At 65.5% G+C, this 18871-nt stretch carries 17 protein-coding genes; 8 read left to right on the top strand and 9 right to left on the bottom strand.

Annotation, left to right across the window (positions count from 1 at the left end; translation table 11 throughout):
* Positions 1-61: 61 nt before the first annotated feature.
* Genes NKI58_RS13375 through tsaD form a run of 3 tightly spaced genes read right to left on the bottom strand, consistent with a single transcriptional unit; the run spans position 62 to position 2477 of the window.
* The gene (locus NKI58_RS13375) at positions 62-358 is read right to left on the bottom strand and encodes a YciI-like protein (RefSeq protein ID WP_352782892.1); all 297 of its coding nucleotides are present in this window, start codon (positions 356-358) and stop codon (positions 62-64) included.
* A 26-nt stretch (positions 359-384) separates the two neighbouring features.
* Positions 385-1395, bottom strand: a complete 1011-nt coding sequence (locus tag NKI58_RS13370; RefSeq protein ID WP_352578128.1) for an NAD(P)H-dependent glycerol-3-phosphate dehydrogenase — start codon at positions 1393-1395, stop codon at positions 385-387.
* The gene (gene tsaD / locus NKI58_RS13365) at positions 1392-2477 is read right to left on the bottom strand and encodes a tRNA (adenosine(37)-N6)-threonylcarbamoyltransferase complex transferase subunit TsaD (RefSeq protein ID WP_352827580.1); all 1086 of its coding nucleotides are present in this window, start codon (positions 2475-2477) and stop codon (positions 1392-1394) included. Before tsaD ends, NKI58_RS13370 begins: the two co-directional genes overlap by 4 nt.
* 101 nt (positions 2478-2578) lie before the next feature.
* Between tsaD and hemC the strand changes: the two genes are divergently transcribed.
* The 6 genes from hemC (at position 2579) to NKI58_RS13335 (ending at position 9076) form a co-directional block, all read left to right on the top strand.
* Complete coding sequence (gene hemC / locus NKI58_RS13360) at positions 2579-3505, top strand: hydroxymethylbilane synthase (protein WP_352696955.1); 927 nt, start codon at positions 2579-2581, stop codon at positions 3503-3505.
* A gap of 1 nt (position 3506) precedes the next feature.
* Positions 3507-4214: a uroporphyrinogen-III synthase gene (locus tag NKI58_RS13355; RefSeq protein WP_352578130.1), complete on the top strand. Its 708-nt coding sequence runs from the start codon at positions 3507-3509 to the stop codon at positions 4212-4214.
* A 501-nt stretch (positions 4215-4715) separates the two neighbouring features.
* Positions 4716-6206 (top strand): COG4223 family protein, encoded by a 1491-nt coding sequence (locus NKI58_RS13350; RefSeq protein ID WP_352782897.1) that lies wholly within the window; start codon positions 4716-4718, stop codon positions 6204-6206.
* Positions 6207-6214: 8 nt separating this feature from the next.
* Complete coding sequence (locus tag NKI58_RS13345) at positions 6215-7822, top strand: heme biosynthesis protein HemY (protein WP_352782899.1); 1608 nt, start codon at positions 6215-6217, stop codon at positions 7820-7822.
* Between the two features lie 39 nt (positions 7823-7861).
* Positions 7862-8341 carry a tellurite resistance TerB family protein gene (locus NKI58_RS13340; RefSeq protein ID WP_023678200.1) on the top strand — a complete coding sequence of 160 codons (480 nt, stop codon included), beginning with the start codon at positions 7862-7864 and terminating at the stop codon, positions 8339-8341.
* Positions 8342-8359: 18 nt separating this feature from the next.
* Positions 8360-9076 (top strand): glutamine amidotransferase, encoded by a 717-nt coding sequence (locus tag NKI58_RS13335; protein WP_352782902.1) that lies wholly within the window; start codon positions 8360-8362, stop codon positions 9074-9076.
* Here NKI58_RS13335 and NKI58_RS13330 read toward each other — a convergent pair whose 3' ends face one another.
* Positions 9077-10318, bottom strand: coding sequence for an MFS transporter (locus NKI58_RS13330; RefSeq protein ID WP_352782905.1), 1242 nt, complete (start codon positions 10316-10318; stop codon positions 9077-9079). It lies immediately after the preceding gene.
* A gap of 331 nt (positions 10319-10649) precedes the next feature.
* On the opposite strand from NKI58_RS13330, the gene NKI58_RS13325 reads away from it, so the two are divergent.
* The gene (locus tag NKI58_RS13325; RefSeq protein WP_352783630.1) at positions 10650-10937 is read left to right on the top strand and encodes a GIY-YIG nuclease family protein; all 288 of its coding nucleotides are present in this window, start codon (positions 10650-10652) and stop codon (positions 10935-10937) included.
* A gap of 367 nt (positions 10938-11304) precedes the next feature.
* On the opposite strand, the gene NKI58_RS13320 is transcribed toward NKI58_RS13325, so the two are convergent.
* The 5 genes from NKI58_RS13320 to NKI58_RS13300 form a co-directional block, all read right to left on the bottom strand.
* Positions 11305-11766 (bottom strand): Ros/MucR family transcriptional regulator, encoded by a 462-nt coding sequence (locus NKI58_RS13320; RefSeq protein WP_352782907.1) that lies wholly within the window; start codon positions 11764-11766, stop codon positions 11305-11307.
* A gap of 164 nt (positions 11767-11930) precedes the next feature.
* Positions 11931-12635 carry an ROK family protein gene (locus NKI58_RS13315; protein WP_352827566.1) on the bottom strand — a complete coding sequence of 235 codons (705 nt, stop codon included), beginning with the start codon at positions 12633-12635 and terminating at the stop codon, positions 11931-11933.
* A 19-nt stretch (positions 12636-12654) separates the two neighbouring features.
* Positions 12655-14031, bottom strand: coding sequence for a glucose-6-phosphate dehydrogenase (gene zwf / locus NKI58_RS13310; protein WP_352827564.1), 1377 nt, complete (start codon positions 14029-14031; stop codon positions 12655-12657).
* A 22-nt stretch (positions 14032-14053) separates the two neighbouring features.
* On the bottom strand, positions 14054-15070 hold the full coding sequence (gene gnd, locus NKI58_RS13305) for a phosphogluconate dehydrogenase (NAD(+)-dependent, decarboxylating) (protein ID WP_352569460.1): 1017 nt from the start codon (positions 15068-15070) through the stop codon (positions 14054-14056).
* A gap of 100 nt (positions 15071-15170) precedes the next feature.
* Positions 15171-17582 (bottom strand): glucan 1,4-alpha-glucosidase, encoded by a 2412-nt coding sequence (locus tag NKI58_RS13300; RefSeq protein WP_352827561.1) that lies wholly within the window; start codon positions 17580-17582, stop codon positions 15171-15173.
* A 218-nt stretch (positions 17583-17800) separates the two neighbouring features.
* On the opposite strand from NKI58_RS13300, the gene NKI58_RS13295 reads away from it, so the two are divergent.
* Entirely contained in the window at positions 17801-18814 is a 1014-nt protein-coding gene (locus tag NKI58_RS13295; RefSeq protein WP_352574532.1) for an ABC transporter substrate-binding protein, read from the top strand.
* The last annotated feature ends 57 nt before the right edge of the window (positions 18815-18871 follow it).

Here is an 18871-nt window from a genome sequence, read left to right as displayed (position 1 = left end):
AGGTTCTTGTTGTATGCATGTCGTTATCACAAAACCGCTGCACACTTTTGCGCGACATGCATCAGATATCCGTCGGCTTGTTGAAGCTCCAGTTCCACTGGCGGATTTCGACGCTTTCGAACAGCCCTGCCTTGGTATAGGGATCGGCCGCCGACAGGGCTTTTGCCGCAGCCAGATCGGGCGCCTCGACAACGGCGAGAGTGCCGTTCGGCTTGCCGTCGGCGTCGAGGAACGGGCCGGCGAAGGCCAATTTCTTGTCGCCGTTCAGCCCTTCCAGGAAGGCAAGGTGCTTGGGCCGCGTATCGAGCCGCACCTGCAGCCTTCCTGGCTTGTCCTTGCAAATCAACGCAAACAGCATCTTTCCATCTCCGCAATCGTTCGCGATTACATGTCGGTTTCGGTCTTGAGTGGCCTTGTCATCAACGCCGACACAGCCTGGTCTATGGTTATGGTGCCGTCCAGTATGGCGGCGACGGCGGCGATGATCGGCGCGTCGATCCGGCGCTCGCCGGCGATGCGGGCGGCGATTGCCGCCGTCGGCACGCCTTCGGCCAAAGGCAGGCCGGCAAGCGGCTTGCCTTGCCCCAGCGCCAGCCCATAGGCGAAATTGCGCGACTGCGCGGACGAGCAGGTGAGCAGCAGGTCGCCGAGGCCGGAAAGCCCCATCAGCGTCTCCGGCCTGGCGCCAAAGGCGGCGCCGATGCGGCGCAATTCGACGAAGCCGCGCGTCACCATCGCCGCCTGGGCGCTGGCACCGAGCCCGGCGCCGGTGACGGCACCCGCGGCAATGGCAAAGACGTTCTTCAGCGCGCCGCCGATCTCGACGCCGATTAGATCGTCGCTCGAATAACAGCGCAGATTTTCCGCCGAAAAGCGGGCGGCAAGGTCGGTGGCCAGAGCCTCGTCGCGGGCGGCGACCACGACGGCCGTCGGCAAGCCCCTGGCGACGTCGGTGGCAAAGCTTGGGCCGGACAAAGCGGCGACCGGATTTGCCGGCAGTATTTCCTCGGTGATGGACGATAGCAGCGCGCCGGTGTCGCGCTCGATGCCCTTGGCGCAGAGGACCAGCGGGACGCCTTTCGGCATATGGCTGGACGCGGCCGTCAGCATAATCCGCAACGATTGCGCCGGCGCTACCGCCAGAACGCAGTCGGCACCGTCGAGCGCCGCCTCGATGTCGCTCGTCGCCACGATGCCGGGATCGAGCGCGATGCCCGGCAGATAGCGCGGATTTTCGCCACGGTCGACCGCCGCGACGGTCTCCGGGTCGCGCGCATAGAGGCGGACGAAATGACCGGCGCGCAGCGTGGCCAGCGCCAGCGCCGTGCCCCAGGCGCCGCCGCCGAGCACGGCGACGCGCCAGCCGCTTGGCGCCTTGTGCTCGCTGCCGGTCATGCCTTGGCCCCACGCCGGCCCGAGCCGACCATCGGGGCCGAGACGCTGTCCAGCGGCCAGCGCGAGCGCGGCACGAAATCGGCGGCGTTTTCACCTGATATGCCGGCGCGCAAGCGCTCGATGCCGGCCCAGGCGATCATCGCCGCATTGTCGGTGCAGAGGTTAAGCGGCGGCGCGACGAAGCTGAACCCGGCCTGCTCGCACAGGCCCTGCAATGTCGCCTTGATGGTCCGATTGGCGGCCACGCCGCCGGCGACAACCAATGCAGGCTCGGCCTTGTCCGGGAATTGCTGACGGAACCGGGTCAGCGCCCGCGCAACACGGTCGCCCAGCGCATCCGCCACCGCCGCCTGGAACGAGGCGCAGATATCGGCAACATCCTGGTCGCTCAGCGGGGCGATCGCGGTGGCTGCCTGGCGGACCGCGGTCTTGAGGCCGGAGAAGGAAAAATCGGGCTGCACAGAGCCCTTCATCGGGCGCGGAAAGGCGAAACCCGTCGCGTCACCGGATGCCGCCGCCTTCTCGACATTCGGTCCGCCCGGATAGGGCAGGCCGAGCATCTTGGCCGTCTTGTCGAAGGCCTCGCCAAGCGCGTCATCGATCGTCGTCGCCCAGCGCTGGTAGTCGCCGACGCCGCGCACGGCGACGATCTGGGTATGGCCGCCGGAGACCAGCAGCAAGAGGTAGGGAAAGTCGAGCCCGTCGGTCAACCTGGCCGTCAGCGCGTGGCCTTCGAGATGGTTGATGGCGATCAGCGGTTTTTTTGCTGCCGCGGCGATTGCTTTGGCCGTCATCAGGCCGACGATCAGCCCGCCGACAAGACCGGGACCGGCGGTGGCGGCAATCGCATCGATATCGGCGAGGTCGACGCCGGAATCGGCGAGCGCTGCCTCGATGATGCCGTCGAGCGCCTCGACATGGGCGCGCGCGGCGATCTCCGGCACGACGCCGCCGAAAGCAGCATGCTCCTCGATCTGGCTGAGCACGATGTTCGACAGGATTTGCGGCGTGCTGCGACCGTCCAGCGCCACCACACTGGCGGCGGTCTCGTCGCAACTCGTCTCGATGCCCAGAACGCGGATCAATTCGTCGCTGTCCAAAAATCGTACAGATTGTACTGTCGGCCTTTCCCCGATAGGAGAAAACCCGAAAACCTGCCGGGGGTTATCACGGACGGCGCGTCATGCAAACAACCTTGAAAATCGGAACACGCGGCAGCCCGCTGGCGCTGGCGCAGGCGCATGAAACGCAGGCGCGACTGATGGCGGCGCATGGCATGCCGGCGGAAGCTTTCGAGGTGGTCGTCATCTCGACCAGCGGCGACCGCATCCAGGACCGGCCGCTGTCGGAAGCCGGCGGCAAGGGCCTGTTCACCAAGGAGATCGAGGAGGCGCTGCTGGCGCGCCGCATCGACATCGCCGTGCATTCGTCGAAGGACATGCCGACGCTGTTGCCCGAGGGGCTGGACCTGTCCGCGTTCCTGCCGCGCGAGGACGCGCGCGATGCCTTCATCGGCAAGGCGGCGCGAACGATTGCCGGCCTGCCGCAAGGCGCCAGGGTCGGTTCGTCGTCGCTGCGGCGCCAGGCGCTGATCCGGCGGATGCGGCCGGACGTCGAAGTGGTGATGTTTCGCGGCAATGTGCAGACGCGGCTGCGCAAGCTCGACGACGGCATCGCCGATGGCACCATCCTCGCCTATGCCGGGCTGAAGCGGCTCGGGCTCGAAGACGTCGTCACCGACCTGATGCCGCTCGAGGTCTTTCCGCCGGCGCCGGGGCAAGGCGCGATCTGCATCGAAAGCCGCATCGGAGACCGCGACGTGGAACAGATGCTGGCAGCGATCCACGACGGGCCGACCGGCGAGGCGCTGGCCTGCGAGCGCGCCTTCCTGGCGGCGCTCGACGGGTCCTGCCGCACGCCGATCGCCGGACATGCGACGATATCGGGCGGAACGGTTTCCTTTGCCGGGCTGATCATCTCGCCCGATGGCACGCAGTCGCATGAAGTCAGGCTGCAAGGGCCGGCGCAGGAGGCGGCGCGCATTGGCGCGGAAGCCGCGGCGACCGTTCGGGCCAAGGCCGGCGAAACATTCTTCGATGGCTGGACCTGACATGCTCCGCGTCCTTGTGACGAGGCCCGAACCGGGCGCGTCGCGCACGGGGCGCCGGCTTGCGGATGCCGGCTTTCAGCCGATCCTGCTGCCATTGACCGGAACCGTGGCGCTGCCGGTCGATGCCGGCGCGCCCGCTGACGCCGCGGCGGTCGCGGTCACCAGCGCCAATGCCGTTCGCCATGCGCCGAAAGAGGTCATCGCGGCGCTCGCCGGCTTGCCGTGCCACGCCGTCGGCAGGAAGACGGCGGAAGCCGCCCGCGCTGCCGGGTTTCTGTCGGTCAGCGAAGGCCCCGGCAATGCCGAGGCGCTGGCCGATGCGCTTGCTGGCGGTTACGCGGGGCAGACGATCGTCTATCTCTGCGGGCGGGTGCGATTTCCCGACTTCGAGGAAGGGCTGTTGGCGTCGGGCGTTCAGGTCCGCGCCGTCGAGAGCTACGACACCGTTGTCCTGGATTACTCCGACGAGGCCGTTCTTGCGCGCCTGTCCGCCCGGCCGGTCGAGGCGGTGCTGCTCTATTCGGCCAAGGCGGCCACCGCTATGCAGGCCCTGGCTAGCCGGCCGGTGCTGCGCGGTGTTTTTGAAAAAACGCGCTTTTTCGGATTATCGGGGCGCATCGCCGCGGCCTTGGGCGATGTCGCCGAGATCCGGATTGCGCCTGAGCCCAGCGAGGACGCGCTGCTGGGACTTTTGCAGGCGTCGCGCTGACCGGCATCCGCCGCTGCTCTGTGCCAGCTTGTTCCAAACGTTGGCGCCGCCCCTCACCTGCCTGCCGGCATCCTCTCCCGTATAGTGACGGGGAGAGGGTGCCTTCGCCGAGGATTTCGCCAACCTCCAGCGTTGCAGAAGAAGCGTCGAGACTCGTGACAGCCCTTCTCCCCGTCACTATACGGGGAGAAGTGCCCGGCAGGGCGATGAGGGGCAGTGCCAACGTGGATGACTGCTCTCGGGCACATTTTGTTCTTGCTTTGTGCCGGCAGCTATGCTACTAATTTCGCTACGGTGTTAATTGGCTCCAACGACCCGCCCGCCGAGGCGGGTTTTTTGTGTGCCGAGCATGGGCCTTGGCTTGAAACGTGGATTCGGCCCTGCGGCGTTTTGCCAAAACTGAACTCCAAGCCGTGGCGTCATCACGCCGCCCCTTTTCACCGCTTGGTGATGTGCTAGACCCTTCAAACCATCCCGAAGCGAATTTTGCGGAGCCCGAGCATGGTCAAGACGCCGAAGATGCGGCATTCCAAGAGCCGCCGTGAGCCGGTGACCATCGAGCTTGAGCCTGGCGCCGTCTCGCGAGTCGCCGACGAACAGGATGCCGTGACCTCGCAGACCGACGAGGCGCGGGCCGAGGAAGCGGCGAACGCCTCGCAGCCGGAACCACCTGAAGAGCCGGTGCATGCGGACCAGACCGATCTCGAGCCATGGGAACATGCCGATGCAGCCGCGCCGGCCGGCACGCAAGAGCCGGCGGACGCCGGCGTCGATTTTGCCAGGGAAGCGGAAACCCCTTATCCCGCCGGTTCGGATGCGCCGGCCGGGCGCTCCACGGTTTCCGACTACAGTTTCGAAGATGCATCCAGCGGAACCGGGGCCAACGAACCGGGGATCCCAGGTTCCGGCGAGAAGACAGCTGAGACGAGGGACGACCATATGGCAGCGCAGCCGAAGCGAAGCGGCATCAACGGCATCGCCGCCGGTATTATCGGCGGCGTCATCGCCCTCGCCGCGGCCGGCGGGCTGCAATTTGCCGGCCTGCTCGGTGCGCCGGGGTCGGGCGGCGTGTCGCTCGACGCGGTCAAGGGTGAGATCGTTTCGCTGAAACGCGAGGTCGCGGACCTCAGACAGGCCGGCGCCAACAATGACGCATCGGCCAAGGTGGACGGGCTGTCGTCGGCGCTGGATCAGGTAAGGGCGGACGTTGCGACGTTGAAGTCGGCCGTCGAGCAAGGCGGTGCCGGCGGCAATGCCGGCCTGGCAGCACTTGGCGACAAGGTAAGGCAGATCGAGACGGCGGTTGCGGCCCTCGGCAAGGCCGGCGGTAGGGCGCCGGTCGATCTCGGCCCGCTCAACGAAAGGCTGGCCGCGCTCGATGCGCTGGTTAAATCGGCCGGCGAGACGACAAAGGCGCAGGACAGCCGGCTTGCGGCCCTGGAACAGTCGGTTTCACAGATCTCCGGCAAGGTCGATGCACAGGCTTCGCAGCCGAAGATCGCACTGGCCATTGCCGCTTCGGCGCTCAAGGCAGCGCTCGACCGTGGTGCACCGTTCGCCGCCGAGCTCGAAACCTTTGCCGCGATCTCACCCGATGCACCCGAGATCGCGACGTTGCGCACCTATGCCGAAAAGGGCGTCCCGATGCGCTCCGAGATCGCCGCCGAAGCGGACGGCGCCGCCAACGCGATGGTCGCTGCCGCGACGCCCATCGACCAGAATGCCGGCATCCTGCAGAAGCTGCTGTCCAGCGCCGAATCGCTGGTCAAGGTCAGGCCGATCGGCGCCGTCGAAGGCACCGGCGTTCCGGAAACCGTCGCGCGCATGGAGGTCGCGGTCAACCAGGGCGACTACGCCAAGGCGCTCAGCGAATACGAAACCCTGCCTGAGGCGGCCAAGGCCGCCGGCGCCGACTTTGCCGGCAAGCTGAAAGCGCGGATGGAGGTCGAGACGCAGATCGATTCGCTCATCGCCGGCGCAATGAAGGCGTGAGGAACCCAATGATCCGCATCCTCGCCTTCCTTGCCGCCGTCTTTGCGCTCGGGCTCGGCTTCGCCTGGCTGGCCGACCGGCCGGGCGAAATGCTCGTCACCTTCAACGGCTATCAATACCAGGTCAGCCTGATGGTCGCGGCGGTGGCGGTCGTTGCCGTGGTTGCCGCGGTGATGATCGTCTGGTGGCTGGTCAAGGCGCTGTGGAACAGCCCCTATACGATCTCGCGCTATTTCCGCGTGCGTCGCCGCGACCGCGGCTACCAGGCGCTGTCGACCGGGATGATCGCCGCCGGCGCCGGTGACGGCGCGCTCGCCCGCAAGAAGACCAAGGAAGCGGCAAAGCTGATCCGCTCCGATCAGGAGCCACTGATCCAGCTGCTCGACGCGCAGGCCTCGCTGCTCGAAGGCGACCATGAAGGCGCCCGCGAAAAGTTCGAGACCATGCTCGATGATCCCGAAATGCGGCTGCTCGGCCTGCGCGGGCTTTATCTCGAGGCCGAGCGGCTCGGCGACCGCAACGCAGCCCGCCACTATGCCGGCCGTGCCGCGGCGGTGGCGCCGCAACTGGCCTGGGCGGCCGAATCGACGCTGGAAGACCTGACCGGACGCGGCGACTGGGATGGCGCGCTGAAACTGGTCGACGCCCAGAAGTCGACCCGGCAGATCGAGCGTGACGCCGCCAACCGGCGCCGCGCCGTGCTGCTGACCGCCAAGGCGCAGGCGCTGATCGACAGCGATGCCAATGCCGCAAGGGCGGCGGCGCTCGAAGCCAACCGGCTGCGGCCGGATTTTGCACCGGCGGCGGTCGTCGCGGCGAAATTGCTGTTTAGGCAGAACGACGTGCGCAAAGGCTCGAAAATCCTCGAGGCGGCGTGGAAGGCCGAGCCCCATCCGGAGATCGCCGAGCTCTACACCCATGCCAGGCCGGGCGATGCCGTGCTCGACCGGCTGAACCGGGCAAAGAAGCTGCAGGAGCTGAAGAAGAACCATGCCGAGTCCTCGCTTGCCGTGGCGCGGGCCGCGCTAGATGCGCAGGAGTTTTCAACCGCCCGCCGGGAGGCTGAAGCCGCCATCCGCATCGATCGCCGCGAAGGCGCTTATCTGCTGCTGGCCGATATCGAGGAGGCCGAAACCGCCGACCAGGGCAAGGTGCGGCAGTTGCTGTCGAAAGCGGTGAGAGCGCCGCGCGACCCGGCCTGGGTCGCCGACGGCGTCGTCTCCGAGCGCTGGGCTCCGATATCGCCGATCACCGGCAGGCTCGACGCATTCGAATGGCGGGCGCCGATGGAGCGGCTCGGACAGTTGATCGACGGTCATGAGGATACGCCGGAGGCGCCGGTGCCGGCCATCGCGGCTCCAGCCAGGCCGGTACAGGAAAGAGCCGGGACGATCGAGCACACGGCGGAGACACCGGGCACAGCGACCGAGGAGAAGACGGACGACCGTGCCGGCGAGGATCATGTGACACCAATCACCGCGGCGGCGTTTGCCCAGGTGCCGGAAGATGCCGAGGCCGTCGAGCCGGCGCAGGAGCTGACGCGGCTGCCCGACGACCCCGGCGTCGATCCAGACGACGCGGCGGATAAATCGACGCGCCGGTTTCGTTTGTTCTGATCAGGGTCGAGTGGACCCGGGCTTATTGGGAATGATTTGATGTTCGAACGCGTTTTGTCGTTTCTAAGGGATCTGCCGTCCGGTGGTGGCGCCAGCCCCAGCGCCGACGATCCGCGCATTGCCGCGTCCGCCCTGCTTTTCCACGTGATGAACGCCGACGGGGTGCGCCAGGATACCGAATGGGAACGGTTCAAGAAGGTGCTGGCGGAAAGCTACTCGATCAGCGGCGACGAACTCGACGCGTTGGCGGCTGCCGGCGAGCGGGCCGACAATGAGGCGATCGACCTCTACGCTTTCACCAGCGTGCTCAAGCGCCATCTCGACGCCGAGGCGCGAAAGGCCTTCATCGGCCTGATGTGGGAGATCGTCTATGCCGATGGCGAGCTGCACGAACTCGAGGACAATACCGTGTGGCGGGTCGCCGAGCTGATCGGCGTCGAACGTCGCGACCGTGTCGAGGCGCGTCTCAAAGCGGCCGCCGCGGCTCCTGGTGCCGCCGGAACCTCAAGCGACGAATAGACAGGATCCCGCCTTCCAATGCCGCCCAAGCCAAGTCCGAGACCAAAGATCCTGATCGTGCTGCATCAGGAGCATTCGAGCCCCGGACGGGTCGGCCATATGCTTATCGAGGAAGGCTTCGACCTCGACATCCGCCGACCGCCGCTCGGCGAGGCCTTGCCGCAGACGCTGGATGGCCATGCCGGCGCCGTGGTGTTCGGCGGGCCGATGAGCGCCAATGACGGCGACGAGTTCGTCCGCCGCGAGACCGACTGGCTCAAAATTCCGCTCAACGAGAACCGGCCGCTGCTTGGCATCTGCCTCGGCGCGCAAATGCTGGTCAAGCATCTTGGCGGCAGGGTCGAGGGCCATGGCGAGGGCCTCGTCGAAATCGGCTGGTATCCGCTGAAGGCGACCGAAGCGGGCAGCAGGCTGATGCATTGGCCGGAGATGGTCTATCAGTTCCATCGCGAAGGGTTTTCGCTGCCGAAGGACGCGACGCTTTTGGCGACGGCCGAAACCTATCCCAACCAGGCCTTCCGCTATGGCGACAATGCCTGGGGCATCCAGTTCCATGGCGAATTGACCCGGGCGATGATGCAGCGCTGGGTGGTGCGCGGCGCGCACCGCTTCGAACTGCCCGGCGCGCAGCCCGGCCGAGACCATCTCGGCGGCCGGCTGATCTGGGACATGCACCTCAAGCGCTGGCTCGGCGAGTTCCTGCCGATGATTTTCAGCAAGCCGGCGCTGCGGTAATCAGTTTCGCCCCCTGAGATGACGCACCTTGCGCAGCTGCGGGAACAGCACCGCCCATAGGCCGGCAACAGCGATCGCCCCGACACCCCCGACCACCACGGCCGGAACCGTGCCGATCAACGCCGCCATGGTACCGGCGCGGAATTCGCCGAGCTCATTGGAAGCGCCGACAAACACCTGGTTGACAGCGTTGACGCGGCCGCGAACGTCGTCCGGCGTCCACAGCTGGATCAGCGTCTCGCGGATATAGACGCTGAACATGTCGGTGGCGCCGAGCAGCGCAAGGGACGCAATCGACAGCCAGGTGATGGTCGAGAGGCCGAACAGGACCGTGAACGCGCCGAACAGCGCGACGAAGCCGAGCATGACAAGGCCGGCATGGTTGCGGATCGGGTGCCCGGCCAGCCAGATGGCGACGCAGATGGCGCCGACGCCGGGCGCCGAGCGCAACAGGCCGAGCCCCCATGGGCCGAGTTCGAGGATATCGCGCGCGTAGACCGGCAGCAGCGCCGAGGCGCCGGACAGGAGCACCGCAAACAGATCGAGCGAAATCGCGCCGAGCACGATCTTTTCGCTCCAGATATAGCCGAAGCCGGCGAACAGGGTCTGTACCGTCGGCCTGTCGGTCCGGCTGCGCTGGGCAGGCTTCGGGATGGTGAAGATCAGCACGGCGGCAACCAGCATCAGCACGGCGGCGGTGGTGTAGGCGGCTTCGGCTGAAAGCCCGTAGAGCAGGCCGCCGGCGACCGGCCCGACGATGGTTGCCGTCTGCCAGGCGGACGAGTTCCAGGCGATGGCGTTGGCGAAATCCTCGGGCGGCACCAGATTGGCGAACAGCGATGAGGAGGCCGGCCCGAAGAAGGCGCGCGCGATGCCGAACATGGCGAGCACGATGAAGACCGGCATCGGCCCGGAGAGGCCGCGCAGCGTCAGCAGCAGGAGGGCCAAGGCGCAGCCCGCCTCGACCAGCACCGCCAGCGCCATGATCAGCCGGCGCCCGAAACGATCGGCAACGTCGCCGGTGACCAGCACCAGCAGCAGCGAAGGCAGGAATTGGACGATGCCGACAAGGCCGAGGTCGAACGGGTCGCGGGTGAGATCGTAGATCTGCCAGCCGACGGCGACCGACACGATCTGGGTGGAGAATGTCGAGAGGAAGCGCGCCGCCCAGTAGCTCAGGAACGGCCGGTGGCGAAAGGCGGCATAGCGCTGGTCGAATGGTACTTGGGATTCTGTGGTCATGGAATAAGGCCCCGTGGCGGCGATGTCGGCCGGCGGGGCACTTCCACGATGGGCGCTGGTCCGGCCAAAAGAGCCTTTAGCGCAGTTCGGCCGGAGGCGCGCGCAAAAATCCGGCGTGGATCAACAATTTCGTCCTGGCAGATAACAAGCGCATGGCAAATTGCAAACCTTCGAGACTAGCCGAAACACCTCTCGCTTCGTCATCCCAGGGCGGAGCAAGGAGCGAAGCGACGCGGCGCAGACCCTGGGATCCATGCCGTTACCTCAGTCGAAGAATGCAACGGTTCAGAACGGCACTTGTATCCGCAACTGTGCCAGCTACCCTTCAACCATGATCGGCTATGCCTATATGACCGCAAGCCAGAAGCGCGGCACGATCTATATCGGCGTCACCAACGATCTCGGCCGCCGCATGCCGGAGCACAAGACCGGCCAAGGCTCGCGCTTCACCAGCCGTTACGGCGTGCAGCGTCTGGTCTGGTACGAGGAACATTTCGACATTCGCGACGCCATCCAGCGCGAGAAGTCGCTGAAGCGCTGGCCACGCCAGTGGAAGATCGAGCTGATCGAGAAGACCAACCCTGAGTGGTTCGAGCTTTTTCGCGGAATGGGGTGGTAGCGTACGGTTCTGGTCCGCAGGCGCACTGCCGCGAGGTAACGGCATGGATCCCAGGGTCTGCGCCGCGTCGCTTCGCTCCTTGCTCCGCCCTGGGATGACGAAGTGGAGGGGTGTTCGGCCAATCTCGAAAGCTTGTAATTCGCCATCAATCGTCGTCCGATACACCGGACGCGCTGCCACTCTCCGATATCAGCGATTAGCCTTCAGCCATCCTACCTTCGTCCTAGGGCGGAGCAAGGAGCGAAGCGACGCGGCGCAGACCCTAGGATGTCATGCCGTTAGCTTCGAGCGTCGCAGCTTCCGCTGAACACCAACAGACCCGACCAGCAGAACGCGTTCAATGTGCATCCCGCTCGATCCAATGATATCAAGCCGTCGCCTTGGCCTTCTTGCCCCGGCCCTTGACGGGCGCGGGCGGGGCTTTGCGGCCGAGGCCGATCGCCTTGGCCAGCTGCGAACGCGAGGCCGCGTAGTTGGGGGCGACCATCGGGTAGTCCGACGGCAGGCCCCATTTGGCACGATAGGCGTCGGGCGTCAGCCCGAAATGAACGCCGATATGGCGCTTCAAGGATTTGAACTTCTTGCCGTCCTCGAGACAGATGATGTAGTCCGGCGTCACCGATTTCTTGGGATTGACGGCAGGCGTCAGCGGCGCGGCGACCGGCACAGCCGGTTGCCCGAGGCCGCCTATGGCAGCGCTGACGCTGGCGATGAGATCGCCGAGGCCGGAAGCCGGCAAGCGGTTCTTCTCGACATAGGCGGACACGATATGGGCGGTCAGCTCGAGCAGGTCGATATTTTTGCGAGCGTTGTTGCTGTCGTCGGTCAATCTATTTCTCCGTCCGTGGGGGTCGCAGAAATTCCTAGTCGGCAAATCTGCGCAATGCAATGACGCCGCACCACGTCACACATTATTTTGAATAATAATACTAACGGCAGCGCGGGATTAACAACCCTGAGCCGGTGCTCGATAATATCAGACAATCAGCAATATCAAATAATCAGGGATTTGTCGCGCCATAGTCGAAATCCGCCCTCGAAGGCGCGTGTGTTGTCGCCGCGTCTGCAATCGGCGGGCAAGTCGGTGAGTTCGTCGACATTGCCGCCGCCGATGACCACGTAATCCGGCTGCATGGCGGCGCGAAGCCGGTCGACCACGTCGAAGACGTGTTTGCGCCATTTCTTCTTGCCGCGCTTTTGCAGGCCGCGTTCGCCGACATAGTCTTCGAAACTGCCGCGCTTCTTGTAGGGAAGATGGGCAAGCTCCATCGGCTGGGCAACGTTATCAACGATCATCGCGGCCCCCAGGCCGGTGCCGAGGCCAAGGAACAGCATGCGGCCGCCCTCATAACTGCCGATGGCCTGCATGAGCGCATCGTTAACGACCTTGACCGGTTTGCCGAACTCGGCGGCGAAATCGCAGCCGACCCAGCCCTTGCCGAGATTAGCGGGTTCGGTCAGCGGCCGGTTGTGGTGCACGGGGCCCGGATAGCCCATCGAGACGACATCGTAGTGCAGCCCTTCGGCGAGCGCCTTCACCGCCGCGACCATCTGCTGCGGCGTAAGCTCCGGTCCGGAAGCGGTCTTGCGCTCGTCGCCGCCGGCGCTGGTGCGGATCTTGACGTGCGAGCCGCCGATATCGATCGCAAGCACGATCTTTTCTTCCTCCGATGCCGGTTGCCTCACTGCCTTGGCCATCGCTTTCGCCTCCCAGAAATCATTTCGCCGGATTGATCCAGCCGTTCGGCGGCCCGAATCCAGCCATGGCTTCGGCCGGCCCCCATGTCTTTGGCGCGTAGACAGGGGGCGGCGTGGTGTCGCCGAGCACCGGGCCGACGATTCGCCAGGCGAGCTCGCTGGCGTCCTGGCGGGTGAACAGCTGGCCGTTGCCGTTCATGGCGTCGCCGATCAACCGCTCGTAAGGCGGCATGTCGCCCTTCGAATCGTCCAGCGCGGTGAGCTCGACCTGTTCGCCGACCATGTCATCGCCGGGCGCCTTGCGCCGGGCGCCGATCGAGATCGCCACCTGAGGATCGATGCGGAAGCGCACGTGATTGCAGTCGCCGGGCGTGATCGGATCGAAGACGTCGAGCGGCGGCCGCTTCAGCCGCACGATGACCTCGGTGGCGTGCACCGGCAGGGATTTGCCGGCGCGAATGAAGAACGGCACATCCTGCCAGCGCCAGGTATCGACGAAAAAGCGCACCGCCGCGAAGGTCTCGACCGGCGAGTTCGGCGCCACGCCCGGCTCCTTGAGATAGCCGTCGAACTGGCCGCGCACCACATCGTCCCTGGTCAGCGTCCGGATCGCCCGCAGGACCTGCACCTTCTCGTCGATGAGATCGTCGGCCGAGCGGCCGACCGGCGGTTCCATGGCGAGCAGCAAGAGGATGTTGAGCAGATGGTTTGCGATGACGTCGCGAATGCAGCCGACCTCGTCATAGAAGCGGCCGCGGCCCTCGACGCCGAAATCCTCGGCCATGGTGATCTGCACGCTCTCGACGTAATTGCGGTTCCAGATCGGCTCGAGGAAGGAATTGGCGAAGCGGAAATAGAGCAGGTTCTGGATCGCCTCCTTGCCGAGATAATGGTCGATGCGGAAGATCGACTTCTCGTCGAAGACCAGATGCAGCACCCGGTTCAGCCAGCGCGCCGATTGCAGATCGTGGCCGAACGGCTTTTCCACCATCAGGCGCGCGCCCTGGGCGGCGCCCGACTGCTCCAGCCCCTGGACGACCACCTCGAACATCGCCGGCGGCACCGCCAGATAGTGCAGCGGCCGCTCAGCGCTGCCGAGCGCGGTCTTCAGCTTCTCGAAGGTCGCAGGCGCCCGATAGTCGCCGCTGACATAGCGCAGCAGCGATGCAAGCCTGGCAAAGATCTTGTCGTCGATGCTGCCCAAGGCGTTGACGATGCCGTCGCGGGCGCGCGCCTGCAGCTTGGCGAGGTCCCAGGGATCGAAGGCGACGCCGATCACCGGCTCGTTCAGCGTCCCTTTGGCCACCATGGCGTAAAGGGCGGGGAAGATCTTCTTGTGGGCGAGATCGCCGGTGGCGCCGAAAAGCACCAGCATGTCCGATCGTTCCGGGCTCATGGGCGTGCCTCCCTGTCGCCCGTCACGAGCCGGCTTTGGGTTTTTCGACATGGCCGCCAAAGGCATAGCGCATGGCGGACAGAAGCTTGTCGGCGAATTCGGATTCGCCTTGCGAGGAGAACCTGTCGAACAGCGCCGAGGACAGCACCGGCGCCGGCACGCCGGTGTCGATCGCCGCCTTCAGCGTCCAGCGGCCTTCGCCGGAATCCGAGACCCGCCCGCCGAACTGCGTCAACGACGAATCGGCCTTCAGTACGCCGGCCGTCAGGTCGAGCAGCCACGAGCCGATGACGCTGCCGTGCCGCCAGACCTCGGCCACTTCAGCGATGTCGATGTCGAACTGGTAATATTGCGGGTTTTCCAGCGGGCTGGTTTCGGCGTCGACGGTGCGCTGCCGTTTGCCGGCATTCGCCGACTTCAGGATGTTCATGCCTTCGGCATAGGCGGCCATGACGCCATATTCGATGCCGTTATGGACCATCTTGACGAAATGGCCGGCGCCGCTTGGTCCGCAGTGGAGATAGCCGAAGGGAGCGGTTCCGGCATCCTTGCCAGGGGCGGGCGAAGCGGCGTCGGCGCCCGGCGCCAGCGTTGCGAAGACCGGATCGAGATGCTGGACCGCGCTGTCGGGGCCGCCGATCATCAGGCAGTAGCCGCGCTCGAGGCCCCAGACGCCGCCGCTGGTGCCGACATCGACATAGCTCAAGCCTTTCAAGGCGAGGCGCGCGGCGTGGTCGACGGCCTCGTGATAATAGGAATTGCCGCCGTCTATGATGATGTCGCCCGGCTCCATCAGGGCAGCCACCTGGTCGACGATCTTGCCGGTGATCGCCGCAGGCAGCATCAGCCAGGCGCTGCGCGGCTTCGCCAGCTTGCCGACGAACTCCTCCATCGAGGCGGCTCCGACCGCGCCGGCGCTCACAAGCGCGGCGACGCTCGCCGGGTTAATATCGTAGACGACGCATTCGTGGCCATCACGCAGCAGGCGCCGAACCATGTTGGCGCCCATCCGGCCCAGTCCCATCATTCCTATCTGCATGGTCTCGTCCTGCCTTACTTGAGGGATCGATGATCTAGTGGCGCTGTGATTGAAGCATGATCTTTTCCGAAAACCGGTCTCCACTTTGCGGGATCATGCTCTATCCGGTATCGCCGATGCCGACAGAAAAGTCAGCATTCTCCCAATGGCCGCTATCGGGCCAGAAGAAAGTGAAGACAATGCTATTGCCCGGGCTATTGCCCGGAGCAATCTCGGCAACCGGCAATTCCGCAAGATGGATGCCGAAAGCATTCGCGGTGGTCTCGGTGTCATGGACGGTTGCCCAATTGTCGCTGCTCCAATGAACCAGCGCCCGGGCCAGAAGTTCGATGCGCAGCGCCTTGCCTGCCGGGATGGTACGGATCTTGTGGTTGAAGCGCCATGCCCTGAAGCGCGACACCGTCCTGCCCTCGATATAGCGCTTGACGCCTTGCGGCGGCATGTCGAACACCGTGCCGTCGCGCAGCGACCGCAGCAGCTTGATGTGCTCGGAATGCGCCCAGACCAGCGGCTTGGCGCTGCCGGAGGGCCCGCCATGCCGCAATTCGCGCTCCGGCATGTCGGGACCGTCCCAGACCTGCTCCGGTAGCAGGCCGCCCGGTCCGGCAGAGTTCTCGAACGTCCTGAGCAGGCTTGCCGCACTATCCCTACGGCCTGCCGCCAGCTCGTAATGAGCGCGCTCGCCGACCAGCAGCGGCCAGGGCCGGCCCCGGCCGGTTCCATCGAAGGGCGCGCCGTCGGCATGCTCGCCATAGCCATCGCCATTGTAGCGGTACCAGAGCGGGCCCTGCGGCAGTTCGCAGCGCAATTGCGCGTCGATGACCTTGACCGTGTCGAGGATGCGCGGATCGTCGGCTGCCCTGAGGCCGAAGCGGACCAGCGCCAGCGCATCCGGGCTGACGATCGCCTTGGCCGGCCGGTCCGTATCCGCCGGCGGGCGGTTCTTGATCGGGACGTAGCCGTCTTTCGGCGATGCCGCGCCGGCTTTGTCGGGCGGGGCGATGCGGACATAGTAGCCCTCGACGCCGGCTTCATCGCCCGAGGAGCTACCGGCGACGTAGGTCCAGCGTTCGATCTGATCGTTCCAGACATCGGCGGTTTCGCGCAGATAGTTTGCCGGCTCTGTTTTGCCGGCGGCATCGAAGATGTCCGCAGCCGCTAGCAATGCGGCGATCTCGACGGCAAGCGTGAACGGGCTGTAGCCGGCGTCTTCCTCCCAGCGGTCCTCGCCGGTGACGGGGCCGTTGCGCACGACATAGGCGGCAGCGCGCTCGATCATCGGCATGAAGGAGGAGAGTGCGGCAGGCGGCAAATGGCCGGCGCGGCGCAGTGCGTCGGCAAGCAGCAGCGGGAAGGCGCATTCGTCCATCTGGATGCCCGGCCAATAGGCCGATCCGTCGAGCCAGGCGTTCTGCGGCCAACGGCCGTCCGGCTCCTGGATCGCGCGCAGATAGCCAAGGATGCGCAGGGCTTCCGCCGGGTCGCCGGCGGCGAGGAAGCCGCCGGCGGTTTCGACCAGATCGCGCGGCCAGACCAGGTGATAGCCGCCGAGGTCGTCGTCGCCCTTGTTGAAGCCCCACGGGATCGACAGGCTGGCAACGGCTGCTCCGGCAGACGAGCGGTGTGCCGCCAGCACCGCCGTGCTGAGGCGGTAGCTGTTGAGGCCGGACGCCGCATGCCGGTCCAGCGGCAGCAATCCGGCCTGCCATTTGCGCCATTTGTCGACGTAGGATCTGGCTGCGGGCCCAAAACCTTGCTTCAGGCTGGCGAAAGCAGTTTCCGCCGCCTGTTGCGGCGCCGTGCCGAAGCCCAGTGCCAGCAATATTTTGGGGTTCGCAGCCGAAAAGGCGATCTCGCCGGTCAGCGCGACATTGCCGTCCTCGGCCCTGCGGCAGGCCGGATCGAGCCGGCCGCCTTGACGAAGCTGCTGCCAGCCGTCGGAGACGCCGACATAGCCGGCCGAGCACACCTTCCACGGCAGCGACGAGGCGAGCGCCAGGCAGGTGCCGCGTCCCGATGCAAACAGGACAGGCTGTCCTTCATGGTCGTCGATCCAGGCGGTGTTGCCCATGCCGGCGTTGACGAGGTGCGGTGCCAGCAGCGCGTAGACGCGGTAGTCGGCGGCCGCGCCTTTGAGCGGCGTGAACATGATCTCCTGCAGCAAGACGGGACGTTCCGGATCCGTCAGGATGCGCTTGTCGATCCTGTAGGTTCCATCGCTTGCGGTGTTGACCAGCCGGTAGGCAGGCACCCCGTCCGCCAGGGGTTCGATACTGTGTTCGGCGTCGCGTTTTTCTTCCGAGAAATAGCCGTCGGGTCCGGTGACGATCAGCCCCAGATCGCGGGTGCAGGCGCTATCGAGGCGCGGGTAGTAGATCTCGTTGAGGATACCGTGGCTGATGGTGAACCAGATCGGGCAGGCCGGCGACAGCGCGGTGCCGACGCCGCTCTTGGCGCTCGAGGTCCAGCGCGCCGGAATGCCGGGTGCACCCGGGGCAAGGTTCGTCGCCATTCGATCGGTCTCCAGTGCCATCCCTAGACCAGGAGCCGAACCGGTTTCAATGATTGCACCGCAAGTTGATCGCCGGCCATGGATTGCTGTTGACAGCTTGCCGCCTATCTGCATTTGTCTGATAATAGATAAAAAACAAGATTGTGAGCGTATCAGCCAATACCCACCAGCCAGCCATTAACCACCAGTAAGACAGCAACTCACGGGAGGAGTATGACATGAGGAAAATATTCGTTTTGGGGGCTCTTGCGGCGATGCTCGCCGCAGGTACAGCGCTTGCCGACACCAGCGGCAAGAAAATCGCCTTCTCCAACAATTACGCCGGCAATTCCTGGCGGCAGGCGATGCTGGACAGCTACGCCATCGTTACCAAGAAGGCGGTTGCCGACAAGGTGGTCGGCGCCGCGGACGTCTTCACGACGGCCGACAAGGAAGTGCCGACGCAGGCAGCCCAGGTGCAGAACCTGATCCTGCAGGGCTATGACGCGATCGTCATCAACGCGGCGTCTCCGGATGCGCTCAACGGCGCCATCAAGCAGGCCTGCGACGCCGGCATCGTCGTCGTCTCCTTCGACGGCATCGTCACCGAACCCTGCGCCTACCGCGTCGTTGTCGACTTCAAGGACATGGGCAAGCAGGAAGTCGAGCAGATGGCCAAGTTCCAGCCCAAGGGCGGCAACCTGCTGGAAATCCGCGGCCTCGCCGGCACCTCGATCGACGATGCCATCCATGCCGGCATCCTCGAAGGCGTCGCTGCCCATCCCGAGTTCAAGATCGTCGGCTCGGTGACCGGCGACTGGGACCAGACCACGGCACAGAAAGCCGTAGCGACGATCCTGCCTTCGCTGCCGGATGTTGTCGGGGTCGTCGACCAGGGCGGTGACGGCTACGGCGCGGCGCAGGCTTTCGCCGCCGCCGGCAAGCCACGCCCGACCATCATCATGGGCAATCGCCAGGACGAGTTGCAGTGGTGGAAGGAGCAGAAGGAAAAGGACGGTTACCAGACCTGGTCGGCATCGATCGCACCGGGCGTATCGACGCTTGCCTTCTGGGTGGCGCAGCAGGTGCTCGACGGCCGCACCGACGTGCCGCACGACCTGCTGGTGCCCTATCTTGCCTTCACCCAGGACGATTTCGAGGCCGCGCTGCCGAAGATTCCGAAGGGCGGCGTCGCCAGCCACGAATACACGCAGGAAGACGCCATCGCGGCGATCAAGGCCAACATCAAGTGAGCATGGCACTATTGTTGCCGCCACGGATAAACGGGTATCGTTGAGGGATGCCCGAGG

Origin of the sequence: Mesorhizobium sp. M0522, from assembly GCF_040321085.1 — a bacterium.
Taxonomy (GTDB): Bacteria; Pseudomonadota; Alphaproteobacteria; order Rhizobiales; family Rhizobiaceae; genus Mesorhizobium.
Note: the sequence above shows the minus strand (reverse complement) of the source record. Positions and strands in the feature narration are given on the sequence as shown.

What these genes read in the sequence shown, in the direction of transcription:
- NKI58_RS13375 (WP_352782892.1), bottom strand. Translation starts at nt 358, where the DNA reads ATGCTGTTTGCGTTGATTTGCAAGGACAAGCCAGGAAGGCTGCAGGTG.
- NKI58_RS13370 (WP_352578128.1), bottom strand. Translation starts at nt 1,395, where the DNA reads ATGACCGGCAGCGAGCACAAGGCGCCAAGCGGCTGGCGCGTCGCCGTG.
- hemC (WP_352696955.1), top strand. Translation starts at nt 2,579, where the DNA reads ATGCAAACAACCTTGAAAATCGGAACACGCGGCAGCCCGCTGGCGCTG.
- NKI58_RS13355 (WP_352578130.1), top strand. Translation starts at nt 3,507, where the DNA reads ATGCTCCGCGTCCTTGTGACGAGGCCCGAACCGGGCGCGTCGCGCACG.
- NKI58_RS13350 (WP_352782897.1), top strand. Translation starts at nt 4,716, where the DNA reads ATGGTCAAGACGCCGAAGATGCGGCATTCCAAGAGCCGCCGTGAGCCG.
- NKI58_RS13345 (WP_352782899.1), top strand. Translation starts at nt 6,215, where the DNA reads ATGATCCGCATCCTCGCCTTCCTTGCCGCCGTCTTTGCGCTCGGGCTC.
- NKI58_RS13340 (WP_023678200.1), top strand. Translation starts at nt 7,862, where the DNA reads ATGTTCGAACGCGTTTTGTCGTTTCTAAGGGATCTGCCGTCCGGTGGT.
- NKI58_RS13335 (WP_352782902.1), top strand. Translation starts at nt 8,360, where the DNA reads ATGCCGCCCAAGCCAAGTCCGAGACCAAAGATCCTGATCGTGCTGCAT.
- NKI58_RS13330 (WP_352782905.1), bottom strand. Translation starts at nt 10,318, where the DNA reads ATGACCACAGAATCCCAAGTACCATTCGACCAGCGCTATGCCGCCTTT.
- NKI58_RS13325 (WP_352783630.1), top strand. Translation starts at nt 10,650, where the DNA reads ATGATCGGCTATGCCTATATGACCGCAAGCCAGAAGCGCGGCACGATC.
- NKI58_RS13315 (WP_352827566.1), bottom strand. Translation starts at nt 12,635, where the DNA reads ATGGCCAAGGCAGTGAGGCAACCGGCATCGGAGGAAGAAAAGATCGTG.
- zwf (WP_352827564.1), bottom strand. Translation starts at nt 14,031, where the DNA reads ATGAGCCCGGAACGATCGGACATGCTGGTGCTTTTCGGCGCCACCGGC.
- gnd (WP_352569460.1), bottom strand. Translation starts at nt 15,070, where the DNA reads ATGCAGATAGGAATGATGGGACTGGGCCGGATGGGCGCCAACATGGTT.
- NKI58_RS13300 (WP_352827561.1), bottom strand. Translation starts at nt 17,582, where the DNA reads ATGGCGACGAACCTTGCCCCGGGTGCACCCGGCATTCCGGCGCGCTGG.
- NKI58_RS13295 (WP_352574532.1), top strand. Translation starts at nt 17,801, where the DNA reads ATGAGGAAAATATTCGTTTTGGGGGCTCTTGCGGCGATGCTCGCCGCA.